The 12,553-nt window shown below is 38.2% G+C and carries 8 protein-coding genes; 7 read left to right on the forward strand and 1 reads right to left on the reverse strand.

Annotated features, from left to right (window positions below; translation table 11 throughout):
- Positions 1–64: 64 nt before the first annotated feature.
- The 7 genes from B154_RS0120170 (at position 65) to murA (ending at position 11,459) form a co-directional block, all read left to right on the forward strand.
- Positions 65–3,214 (forward strand): tail fiber domain-containing protein, encoded by a 3,150-nt coding sequence (locus B154_RS0120170; RefSeq protein ID WP_018616155.1) that lies wholly within the window; start codon positions 65–67, stop codon positions 3,212–3,214.
- A gap of 256 nt (positions 3,215–3,470) precedes the next feature.
- Positions 3,471–4,055, forward strand: a complete 585-nt coding sequence (locus B154_RS0120175) for a hypothetical protein (RefSeq protein WP_018616156.1) — start codon at positions 3,471–3,473, stop codon at positions 4,053–4,055.
- On the forward strand, positions 4,009–4,608 hold the full coding sequence (locus B154_RS0120180; protein WP_018616157.1) for a hypothetical protein: 600 nt from the start codon (positions 4,009–4,011) through the stop codon (positions 4,606–4,608). The genes B154_RS0120175 and B154_RS0120180 overlap by 47 nt, the downstream gene beginning before the upstream one ends.
- A 61-nt stretch (positions 4,609–4,669) precedes the next feature.
- A complete protein-coding gene (locus tag B154_RS29230; protein ID WP_018616158.1) occupies positions 4,670–6,490 on the forward strand; it encodes a response regulator in 1,821 nt (606 codons plus the stop codon).
- Positions 6,491–6,769: 279 nt separating this feature from the next.
- The gene (locus B154_RS0120190; protein ID WP_018616159.1) at positions 6,770–9,022 is read left to right on the forward strand and encodes a hypothetical protein; all 2,253 of its coding nucleotides are present in this window, start codon (positions 6,770–6,772) and stop codon (positions 9,020–9,022) included.
- A 335-nt stretch (positions 9,023–9,357) separates the two neighbouring features.
- Entirely contained in the window at positions 9,358–10,152 is a 795-nt protein-coding gene (locus B154_RS29235) for a DUF4290 domain-containing protein (RefSeq protein WP_018616160.1), read from the forward strand.
- Positions 10,152–11,459 (forward strand): UDP-N-acetylglucosamine 1-carboxyvinyltransferase, encoded by a 1,308-nt coding sequence (gene murA / locus B154_RS0120200; RefSeq protein WP_018616161.1) that lies wholly within the window; start codon positions 10,152–10,154, stop codon positions 11,457–11,459. The genes B154_RS29235 and murA overlap by 1 nt, the downstream gene beginning before the upstream one ends.
- A 122-nt stretch (positions 11,460–11,581) precedes the next feature.
- Here murA and B154_RS0120205 read toward each other — a convergent pair whose 3' ends face one another.
- Positions 11,582–12,499 (reverse strand): YihY/virulence factor BrkB family protein, encoded by a 918-nt coding sequence (locus tag B154_RS0120205; protein WP_018616162.1) that lies wholly within the window; start codon positions 12,497–12,499, stop codon positions 11,582–11,584.
- Between the last annotated feature and the right edge of the window lie 54 nt (positions 12,500–12,553).

Raw genomic sequence — 12,553 nt, forward strand, 5'->3', positions numbered from 1 at the left:
AAGTTGAGTTGTTGCACAATGACTGTTAAACAATAACGTTAACTAATTTGATAATCCGACCTAAATGAAAAAGAATATTTTAATAGTGCTGACAATAGTACAGTTAACTGTTATTTCAAAGGTATTTTCACAAAGTGTAAGTATCAACACAACTGGAAACCTAGCTGATACAAGTGCAATGCTTGATATCTCCTCCGCTAAAAAAGGCATACTCATACCGAGAATGACCCAGGCAGACAGAGGCGCTATATTTAATCCTGCGGAAGGGCTGCTTGTTTACCAAACTGACGCAACAAAGGGCTTTTACTTTTATAATGCAACATCAGGTTGGACGATGCTGGCACAAGGCAGTGGTGGAATTACTGCTCTAAATGGTCTGACATCAACCTCGCAAACATTTGCTGCCCCAACAACATCAGGAACAGCATTGACATGGAGTTCTACTGGTTCAACACATACTCTAAATATTCCCTTAGCCTCGGCATCAAATGTTGCCGCAGGTTTGCTTTCTAATACGGATTATACTAATTTTAATAATAAAGTAGGCGGCGTTACGCTAAATACTTCGGGTGTACTGTTTCCTACTACTAACACATTTACTGTGGCAGCGGGCGGTGCCGCAACCGGAACGCTTACTTTAAATACACAAGCTCCCAAAAGTTTTTTGGCAGGGCCTTCAACAGGTTCGACCAACGCAACACCTACTTTCAGAGCTTTAGTACCAGCCGATTTACCTATAGCTACGACTACAACTGTAGGTTCTGTATCAGTTGGCACTGGACTAACGGTTAATGCTTCCGGTGTTTTAAGCGCTAATACACAAACAGCCACAGGTGCTGCAGGCGGTGACCTTACAGGTGCCTTTCCAAACCCTACTTTGGTTACTACTGGTGTTACCGCCGGTACATCCGGTAATAATGCCGGAACCTCTTACCCTTACCTGACTGTTGATAATAAAGGCCGTATAACTTCTGCTGTTACTACGCCGATTACCTTCCCTGTTACAAGTGTAAATGGAAGTACCGGTGCTGTTTCACTTGGAATAAGTAATTTAAATGACGCCTCTATTACAACTCCCTCCGCTAACCAATTACTACAATACAATGGTACAAAGTGGGTTAACGCAACTCCAACTTATTTATCAAGTGCCGTCACTTCGCTTAATGGTCTAATCTCGGCAACACAAACTTTTGCTACAGGTACAACAGGCACAGATTTTAATATTGCATCAAGTGGTTCTGTACATACATTTAACATACCTGATGCTTCAGCCACTTCAAGAGGCGTTGTAACGACCGGTGCACAAACAATAGCAGGTAATAAAACATTTAGTGGTAATGCAAGCGTTGGCGGTACGCTTAGTGTAACAGGAGCATCAACATTAATAGGCGCCGTTACAGCCTCTGCGTTAAGCAGTGGTGCTTATACTGACAGCATTGTAACAGCAAATGCAAGTGGCTTATTAAGAAAAAGAACGCTGTCAGATATAACAAATGGTTCATGGTCAACAATCGGGAATACGGGAATAAATGCGACTACAAACTTTTTGGGAACCACCGACAACACAAGCCTCTTGTTTCGAACACAAAATACTCAACGCTTTGTAATAGACGGAAGCGGTAGTGTAGGTATTGGAACTTCTCCAACTTTTACAGCCAGTCCTAATACAGAAAAATTATTAGTGGATGCAGGCACCTCCAACAATCCTACCACCTCTTTCAACGTAATAAGTGGAAAAGGATTTATCAACAATTATTTGCAGTTAAACATTCAAAACAAGTCAAATGGCTCTGCTGCCAGTTCTGATGTGGTGGCCAGCAACGATGCCGCAACCGAAGCTTTAAATTATGTTGATTTAGGTATTAACTCAAGTGGTAATACCAGCACCGGGGTATTGGGAGGAGGGAATACGGGCTATTTGTACAGCGCCGGAAGTGATTTTGCTATCGGAAACGCAACTTCCGGCAGAACTTTAAACTTTTTTACAGGCGGTACTGCCTCAACAAATGAACGTATGCGTATTGATAGTACCGGCAATGTTGGTATTGGCACTACGACTCCGGCAAATAAACTGCAGGTTTTTGCAACTGCTAATCCTTTATCATTGTTAGGCGTACAAACAGGAATTAACACAGACAGTATACTGACAATCACAGGCGGGGTAGTGAGAAAATTATTGCCTTCAGCTTTAGCCACTTCTTCTACCAATGCATGGGCTTTAGTAGGAAATACGGGTTCTGCAACAACAAAGCTTGGTACCACTTCAACTTATGACCTTCCTATAATTACCAACAATACTACAAGAATGACTATAACATCAGGAGGTAATGTTGGCATTGGAAGTACTGATTTTGATGCTTCTCAGCCTGAAAAACTACTTATTGATGGAGGTACTTCAGCTTCAAATAACTTAGTTGGAGCTTATGCCGATATCAATGATTACGTACAAATTGGTGTACAAAACTTAAATAGTGGAGCAAGTGCAAGTTCTGATATAGTAGCGACCGCCGATAACGGAACAAATACGACAAATTATATAGATATGGGTATTAACAGTTCCGGATATGCCAACAACGCTTCCAATATATTAAACAGACCTAATGTTGGTTACTTGTACACAAATGCAACCTCGGATTTTTTTATTGGCAACGGCGCAACCAATCAAGGTATGGTGTTTTTTACAAACTCTGGCTCCGCAGGCAATCTAACTGCAAACGGTGTTGAAGCAATAAGAATACAAGGCAATGGTAATGTAGGTATCGGTGGTACAGCAAGAGATAATCAAGGCAACGTAACTCTTAACCCCGAGAGATTAGTTGTTGCCGGCAATATTGTACCGAGAACAAGCGGCGGTGGAACATTAGGAACAGCAACTTACAAATGGACTGCTTTGTATGCTACTAACGGCACTATCCAAACCTCAGACAGAAGACTAAAAACTAATATAAAAAACCTGAATTATGGTTTGAAAGAAGTTTTGGCTTTACAGCCGGTTAGTTATAATTGGAAAGAAAAGCCAACTACAGACAACAAAATAGGATTGATAGCCCAGGATGTAAAAAAACTTGTTCCAGAAGTGGTAACCGGTGATGAAGCAAAAGAAAATCTGGGAATGAATTATGCCGAATTAGTTCCTGTTTTAATCAATGCTATAAAAGAGCAGCAAAAGCAAATAGATGGTTTGAAGGAAATGGTGAAAAAACTTCAGAAATAAAACAGCTATGGTATTTTTTTCAAATACCGATATTCTTCTCATTCAATAACACCTTCTACCAGACTTTCTTCTAATACAATAACACATACGAAAAACTGTTTTTATTCGTTTATGATTTATTGCCGCCTTAAACTATAGAACAATTTATTATTAACAAAAGTGAAAATAGAATAATGTTAACAGGCTGGCATTTCAACAAAGCTTAAAACTATTATTTGCAATAATCCAAAAAATTTTTTCAAAATTTCCTTATGCCATGACCCCGTCTGATTCTCCAAGTATAAATATCTTTCTTACGCTTGACCCTCGTGTTATTGAAGGTTATTTCAATAAACATGATCCTTCGCCTATTTATAAACGGCAGCTAAGTCATCAGTTTGAAACCTATATTATGTCTTCAGTCGCAGCTGCAAAAAGATACTCTCCCGTTTTTTATAAATTAAAATGTGCAAAAGAACTTGATAAACAGTATGCAGAACCATTGTTATACGCTATACGCCGACATTTTTTAGCGAAAAAACAGGATAGGGAAAAGGAATTCACAAAATTTAAACGCAGAAACTTTGTGGTACTTGCGTTAAGTGTGTTGGTAGCAATAATATTTCATGGATTTTTACCAATGATGTTTAATGACAATCCGCAACTTCATACCGGACTTATTAACAGTCTTGATGTCTTCAGCTGGGTTATATTATGGCATCCATTAGACGAACTTATGTTTCATTGGAACCCTCATCTTAAAGAAATAAATCTGCTGCATAAACTTGCTACATCAGAATCAATAATAATTGAAAATGAAAAAACTAATATTGTTGATAATTCTTTTAGAGTTGTGGCATAGTGGGCATACGCAGGCCAAAGGGGGAGCAGAACAATATTACTATTTGGGAGAAAGGGAGGCTTTTACTATGGTTCCTATTGTATATTATGAAACAAACAACCACTGGTACATGGAAGGCCGGTATAACTATGAAGCTGTAAACACAATGTCTGTTTACGCAGGCAAAACTTTTGAAAAAAAATCAGCAGTATCTTATTCCGCAAGCCCTGTTGTAGGCGTGGTAACCGGTAACTTTAATGGTGGTTCAATTGGCGTAAATAGCAAGGCCGATTATAAAAGATATTTTTTCTCATCGCAACTACAGTACACGTTTTCAATTAAAAACAAAACAGAAAGCTTTCTCTACAACTGGTCCGACTTCTCTTACCAGGCTGTAAGTAACATTTATGCTGGCTTTTCCATTCAACAAACCAAACTGTACAAAGAACAATGCCGGCTGGAGAAGGGAATTTTTGTGAGAGCATCATTTAATAAATGGACAATTCCACTATATGTTTTCAGCCCTTCTTCAAAAGAAAGATATTTTGTAATGGGTCTGAATTTTAATTGGTAAAAGGTGTGTAAACAGGTGTAAAAGAACAAATCAAAAACAAACAATTTTAATCCAAAAGTTTATGAATACGGTTTATATACTTAATATAAAGGCAGGAAATGTGCTTCTTTCATTATTTTGGCTAACATGGGGTCTTCAACTGCTGGCACTGCTATTTTTGGCAGCAATTGCATTTGTTTTTCACAGGCTTAGGATTATTAAGTTAAAAAATGAAAAAGCTGACCTGGAAAGACAAGTGCATGAGCGAAACGAAATGTTGTCTTACTCAAAACTGAATGAGCAAAAAGCCCGTAAGGAAGCTGATATTGAAAATAAAAATAAAACGCTGCTAATATCAAAAATAAGTCATGAAATACGGACTCCCTTAAATGCGATGATGGGAATGGCTTCCCTTTTAAATGAAACGACTCTAACCCAGGAGCAACGGGAATATACAGCTACTATTCAAAGTTCTGGAGAAACACTTCTAAGTGTAATCAACGAGATCCTGATGAATGACATCCTGGAATATTCAAAAGTAGAATCAGGTAATGAACTGGAGGAAAAAGATTTTGATTTGAGAAATAATATAGAGGAAGTGTTAGATGTATTTGCGGTAAAAGCCGCAAAAGCAAATCTTGAGCTGGTGTACAATATTGATGAAAATGTTCCGTCCCAGATTGTAGGCGATGCTTTTAGAATACGACAGATACTGATGAATTTAGTTGAAAATTCCTTTAGGTTTACTACCGGTGGTGAGATCTTTATAGGTGTTAGCTGTATAGAGCACCGGGATAATAACCGGGTAAAACTCGAATTTGATGTTAGGGATACGGGCATTGGAATGACACCTGAAAAGTTAGCACAGGTTACTAAAGACTTATCGCGATCAGAAACATTTGCTGAGGCTAACGAAGCTATAGGCCTCACACTAATTATCTGCAAAAGGCTGGTGAACCTGATGAATGGTTCTATAAAGGTAGATAGCAACGAAAAAGCCGGCACTACTTTTAAATTTACTATCTGGACCAGGGCGAGCCTCCACACTCTTCGTTCTGATACAAATGTTGAAATGGCCGGCCTTGAAGGAAAAAAAGTATTGGTAGTCAGTAACAATTTAACTGTCTGCAATTCATTGAAAAGCCAGCTAAGACAATGGAAACTAAACTCTACATTGGCAACTTCAGGTAAGCAGGCGCTGGAAATTCTAAAGCAAAATCCTGCTTTTGACTTAGTGCTTACTGACCGGTATATGACAGAAATGGGTGGATTACAACTTGCACAAACCATAAAACAACTTTACCCCGACTTACCTGTTATTCTCATAAATAAAAGTGGTGATGAAAGCTTTAAACAACATGATGAACTTTTTACTGCAGTCATAAACAAGCCGGTACGGCATCATATATTAAGCAAGCAGGTTTTCCGTAGCCTTAGACTTAAGAGCAATAATTTATTACCTGAGGAGCAAAATTATAAGCAAAAGCTTTCTACCGCGTTTTCTAAAGAATATCCACTAAATATTCTGGTTGCAGAAGATGATAAATTGAATCAAAAATTTGCACTGAAAATTTTAAATAAACTGGGATATGAGCCCCATATTGCCAACAATGGGCAGGAGGTTTTGGAATTAGTAAGCCAAAGAAATTATGATGTGATACTAATGGATGTACAAATGCCGGTAATGAATGGACTTGAGGCTACAAAGATGATTCGTGTTTGCCTTGCGGAACAACCTCATATTGTTGCTATGACAGCAAACAGTTTGCAGGGTGACCGCGAAGAGTGTATGATGGCGGGCATGGATGATTATATAAGCAAACCTATAAACATAAAAGATCTGGTTATAGTATTAGAAAAATGGGCATGGCAGGTTAAACAGAAATCGAAATGGAAAAACTGAATTGGTAGGGCCGGTACTTTAAAACTAATTAAGAAGAATTTTCTCAAATACATTTTGATTGAAATTTCTATAAATAGATATATTAAGAAATATCGCTTTAATATAAAATAATAAAGGGTATAATTCGTTTTACTGTTTACAGAAAGGCTAAGCTGAAATTGTAAAAGTTGGAGGTGCTTAACCTGTTTCTAGGGCAAATCTCAGACATAAAAAACAACTGCTGCAGTTAAAATTCGAGGTATGGTTAGTTTCAAGCTATTTAAAAGCAACACTCATTTTATGAAACAGTTGCAGGTAAGACCAATAACTATACTTACGTTCCTGTTGACTGCGTCTTACATTTCTGTTGCTCAAACAAAATTAGTAGTCAATGGGGCCAAAATAAACATGGCAAATTCAGTATATCTAAGCACAAACGATATATTGGTTTCAGGTAACAGTTTAGTAAATGTTGCTCAATCAACTATTAAGATAGCTGGAAGTACAACAAGCAAAGGGGCAATAGATGTTAGAAAAGGTACCGCCGAGTTAAGCGGAAGCGCCGCCCAGCAACTTGCCGCCGAGTCCTTTGCAGGAAAAATAGTGCGAGCTCTCACTATCAGTAATACCGCTGGAGCAACTGTAAATGATACGCTAAACATTACAGATGTTTTGACTGTTTCAAAGGGTAATCTGATATCTCAAGGATTTCTTACTTTAAAATCAAACGATAGCAACACGGCAAGAGTTGCTCCCATTACTTCTGTAGCAGCTACACCAATTAGCGGAGATGTGATTGTAGAGAGATTTATTACTGCCAAAAGAGCTTTTCGTTTTTTAACTGCCCCTGTAAATGCAACCACAACTATACGAGACAATTGGATGGAGGGCGTATATAATCCTAATACCACTTCAGGCAATTTAAATCCTGTTCCTAATTTTGGAACCCACATTACAGGTGCTGGCGGTCATTTAAATCATTTTGACGAAACAATTACAAACAACTCGTCTCTTAGCACCTACAATAGCCAGACTCAAAGGTGGGTATCTGCCACAAATACTGACACGATTTTAAAAGCTGGCCAGGCGTTCAGTATTATGGTTAGGGGAAGCCGGAGCACAAATCTTAATAGTAATTCTGCTACGCCATCACCTACAACACTTCGTGCAAAAGGTGCATTGGTCACTGGTACGGTGGTATTGAAGTCTGCAGGCGCAGGAGGCACGCCTGGTATGCCTGAACTTTCTGCTGTTACCAACGCCTATAGTTTTATTGCAAATCCTTATGCAGCCCCTGTAGACTGGTCATTATTAGATATAAAAGATATTTCCAGTTCGATATACATCTTTGACCCTACAATTACCGGCACATACGGCAGAGGTGGTTATGTCGCTTTTAATCGCCTTACTGGTAGCAGTAATGATAGCTCAAAAATTGATAATAATATTCAGTCGGGGCAGGCTTTTTTTGTGCAAACAACCGGATCATCTCCATCAGTTACTTTCAGAGAGAGCTACAAGTCAAACTTGAACAGAAAAGTTTTTAGAACGCCAACCAGGGTGGCGAAAATATCTTTGCAACTGATATTACCAAGTCAACAATTTTCACCTGGCGCTGCAGATGGCTTGGCTGCATACTTTTCAACTGATTTTAGCCCATCTATTGGTAACGAAGACTCTTATAAATTTACAAACCAGGATGAAAATATAGCAATTCTCAGAGATGGTAAAACATTAAGCATTGAAGGAAGAAAACCAGTAACATCAAATGATACAATACCTTTAAAGATGTGGCAGCTTACTTCAAAAAACTATATTTTAAAAATTTCCCTTAAAAACTTTGATGATAACGTAGATAGCTATCTTGAAGATGCATTTCTGCATACCAGTACCAAACTTAGTAATGATACTGCTCAACTGATGTCGTTTACAATTACTTCAGATACTTTATCTAAAGCTCACGAAAGATTTAGAATAGTATTAAAAAACGCAGAAACTCTTCTTTCACAAGTGTCAACGATCAATGCTTATCAAAAATATAAAGGAGTCCAGGTAGAGTGGGCAACAAAATCTGCAGATAATATAGACAAGTATATCGTAGAAAAGTCTGGCAATGCTCAAAGTTTTTTTCCTGCTTGTATTATAAAAGCAAAAGCAATGGGGGGCGCATCAAATGTAAATAACTGGCTTGATGAAAATCCTGTAAAGGGGAATAATTATTATCGTATCAGGTATGTTAATAAAACAGGTGAGGTACAATATAGCCATGTTGCAAAGGTTCTCATCGAGACTATAGAAGGATCTATTTCTGTTGCTTCAGCTGAAGGAGATAAAAATTCCCTGATAGCAAATTTTAGAAATATTGAAAAAGGAAAATATTTATTGAGTTTGATAAATAACAATGGCCAGACCGTGTATAGCGATAATATTAATCACGAGACCGGTTCTGCCAGTTACTCATTAAAAATTAAAAACTTACTACCTGCTGGTGTTTATCATTTGCAAGTGTCGGGAGGTGGGGCATTAAAAAATATATCTGTTTTGATTCAATAACAGGATTGTTAAATAGAAATAGTATTTTCTAAAGATGGGATGATATGATACATTTTTTGTTTAATTTTAGCTTACTACATTTAATGGGCTCTTTTTAAATTTTAAAAGTTCGGGGTGGAGGCGTCAGCTAACACATTCTGCTGCTAATGCGATTTAACGAAACAGTGTGGCCAAAGACAAGGTGAAATTTTTAAAAATAGTTTTTAAAAGATTTTTCGGAATGATACTGTTGTTGCCAGCTTTTCATCTTTACCTATTTTGAGTGGTATTTAAAGGTTTTATAATATTCTTTTCCTTGAAAAAGCTTTATTACATTTGCTAACTAATTTTTGAACATGGAATATAATACGCAGCGGAATTATTTAACTATGAGAGAATATGGACGACATATTCAACGCATGGTAGAGTATGTGCTGACAATTGAGGACAGGCAGAAGCGCCAGCAACAGGCGCAGGTGGTGATTGAGTTGATGGGTACATTGAATCCTCATTTAAAAAATGTGGAGGATTTCAAACATTTACTCTGGGATCATTTGTTTTTTGTAAGCGATTTTAAACTTGATGTTGATTGCCCATACCCCATACCAACGAAAGAGACATACAAGCAGAAACCAGATCCGCTTCCTTACCCTAAACGCAAACCCAAATACTCTCACTTAGGTAAAAACCTTGAGATTGTTATTGACAAAGCTTTGAAGGAAGAAAACCCCGAAAAGCGTGTTGGCTTTGCAAACTCAATAGCTTACTATATGAAGCTTTCGTACAGCAACTGGCACAAAGAGCTTGTACATGATGATGGCATTCGTTCAGAATTAAATATCATAACGCATGGTCAGCTCGATTTTGACAGCACGCCTTATGTAAAACATTATCGCAGCAATGAAGGACGGGATAGTCGTGGCGGTGGTTTTGGCGAGAACAGGTTTAAGCGCAATGTTAACCAGGGAACTTTTCAACGTAGCAATCGCGATGCAAGTGGCGGAGGAATAGGTGGAAGCAACCGCGATCGTGATAACCGTAATGCCGGCCTTAGTGGAGGTCGAGATAGTCGCAATGCTCCAAATACCGGTGGAGGCGGCAGAGATAATCGCAACAACAATAAATTTGGCGGTAATAAAAAACGTTATTAGTGAGCAGTTTCCAGGTAACAGGTGGCAAAAAACTCAGTGGTGAAATAACTGCCCAGGGAGCCAAAAATGAAGCACTTCAAATTATTTCAGCAGTTTTACTTACAGACCAGAAAGTAACTATTACAAACATTCCCGACATTACTGATGTAAATCTGCAGATAGAACTGCTGCAGGAAATGGGTGTGAAAGTTAATAGAGTTTCTCGGGATGCGTGTGTTTTCCAGGCTGATGATGTAAATGTTCATCATTTAGGTTCTGAAGACTTTAGAAAGAAAAGTGGTAAACTCAGGGGTTCAGTTATGCTTGCCGGTCCTCTTCTGGCAAGGTTTAAAAAAGCATATATTCCCAAACCTGGTGGAGATAAAATTGGTCGCAGAAAATTAGACACGCACATTATTGGCTTTGAAAAGCTTGGAGCCCATTTTAATTTTGATACCGAACAACATTATTTTGAGTTAGTTACTGACGGATTAAAAGGAGTCTCAGTACTTCTTGATGAGCCTTCCGTTACGGGAACTGCTAACATTTTAATGGCGTCTGTGCTTGCTGAAGGAACTACTACCATTTACAATGCTGCCTGCGAACCATACCTTCAGCAATTGTGTAAGATGCTTAACCGCATGGGAGCAAAGATCAGTGGTGTTGGCAGTAACCTGTTGACTATTGAAGGAGTTGGAAAGCTGGCCGGAACAGAACATCGCATGTTGCCTGATATGATAGAGGTAGGTAGCTTCATTGGCCTTGCCGCTATGACACAAAGCGAGATTACTATAAAGAATGCAGGAATAGAACATTTAGGAATTATCCCCGACAAATTTGCGCAGCTAGGTATCAAAATGGAGTTTAGGGGCGATGATATTTATATTCCTTCACAGGAAAAATATGAAATTCAGACTTTTCTCGATGGGTCTGTTTTAACTATTTCAGACCATCCCTGGCCTGGCTTTACGCCTGATCTGCTAAGTATCGTTTTGGTAGTGGCAACACAGGCTGAGGGCAGTGTTCTTATTCATCAAAAAATGTTTGAGAGCCGGCTCTTTTTTGTAGATAAAATAATGGAAATGGGAGCACAAATTATTTTGTGTGATCCGCACAGAGCAACAGTTATAGGATTAGGAAGAAAACACCGGCTTCGAGGGATAACGATGAGCAGTCCCGACATACGCGCCGGCGTCGCATTGCTTATTGCTGCATTAAGTGCCGAAGGGAAAAGTGTTATTCAGAATATAGAGCAGATTGACAGGGGATATCAATACATAGATAAACGTCTTAATGCTTTAGGTGCATATATAAGGCGAATTGATTGAACTGTTTCAAATTCTATTGATTTTTATTAATTGAATGCGTCTAACATTTCTTTCATTTTCCCCATCTCGAACTCGATCGTGTACACAGTGAAAGATTGTTTACCAACACAAATTACTTTTGATTAGATCTCTTCAGAATTTTTTACTTCTACTATCTTATATTTAACTGCATTCTCTCCTGCCTCTATTGGCTCGTTAATAAAGCTTGCAAAAACTTTTGTAAAGCATGCTCCATAGTACAAAATAAAAGAGGAATAAAACATAAATAAGAGCAGTAAAACGAGTGAGCTTGAAGCACCAAAAACATTTTTGATGTTTCCTAAAGATAAAGCGTAACGAATAACGATTTTACCTGCGGTAAAAAGAATGCCTGTAAAAAACCCACCTGCAATAACTACTTTCCATGAAGCTTTAGCATCGGGCAATACTTTAAATAATATAGAGAACCAGGCAGTCACTATCAGTATAGAAACGCCGTGGTTAAGAATAGTTTTTAAAGAATTGGCTGTATGAAATTGCAGCTCCCCTGTATACTCACGAAGTACACTCACAAATCCCTCGGTAATCATTCCGCCAATAAATAAAATACCTGAGAGCAATATTACAAGCATTGATATTGCCCTGCTTTTAAGTTGCACTTTAATAGGCTTTTTAGTTTTGGCTTTTACTTTCCACAGTTGGTTAAGTGAGTCCTTAATAACTTTAAACAGCGTAGTTGCAACAAACATTAAAAAAATAAATCCGCATATTGTTATTACCCAGTTTTTTGCCAAAGCGGTAAAGCCAGAAAAAGTTTCCTTTACCTGCGCTGCACTTTGCCTTCCCAACGTTTCTGCAAGCCGGCTAAAAAATCGGTTTCTTAAGTTTTCTATTTTAAATACCAGCCCTATTACCTGAACTAATATGATTAAAATGGGTGGAAGAGCAAATGTGGTAAAAAAAGCTGTAGCGCCTGCAAGACGCAATGGATCATTGCTTTTAAACTCATCAAATGATACTGAAAGAATTCTAACCAGCTCCTTTACTCTTATCCTTAACATAGCTTAAAAGTTTTCGAAGTAAAGGCTGGATTTCAAATTTATCAGGAACAATTA

It is taken from the genome of Segetibacter koreensis DSM 18137 (genome assembly GCF_000374045.1).
GTDB lineage: Bacteria > Bacteroidota > Bacteroidia > Chitinophagales > Chitinophagaceae > Segetibacter > Segetibacter koreensis.

Bases quoted from the DNA above. Each gene is read 5' to 3' on its own strand.
- B154_RS0120170 (WP_018616155.1), top strand. From the start codon at position 65: ATGAAAAAGAATATTTTAATAGTGCTGACAATAGTACAGTTAACTGTT.
- B154_RS0120175 (WP_018616156.1), top strand. From the start codon at position 3,471: ATGACCCCGTCTGATTCTCCAAGTATAAATATCTTTCTTACGCTTGAC.
- B154_RS0120180 (WP_018616157.1), top strand. From the start codon at position 4,009: ATGAAAAAACTAATATTGTTGATAATTCTTTTAGAGTTGTGGCATAGT.
- B154_RS29230 (WP_018616158.1), top strand. From the start codon at position 4,670: ATGAATACGGTTTATATACTTAATATAAAGGCAGGAAATGTGCTTCTT.
- B154_RS0120190 (WP_018616159.1), top strand. From the start codon at position 6,770: ATGAAACAGTTGCAGGTAAGACCAATAACTATACTTACGTTCCTGTTG.
- B154_RS29235 (WP_018616160.1), top strand. From the start codon at position 9,358: ATGGAATATAATACGCAGCGGAATTATTTAACTATGAGAGAATATGGA.
- B154_RS0120205 (WP_018616162.1), bottom strand. From the start codon at position 12,499: ATGTTAAGGATAAGAGTAAAGGAGCTGGTTAGAATTCTTTCAGTATCA.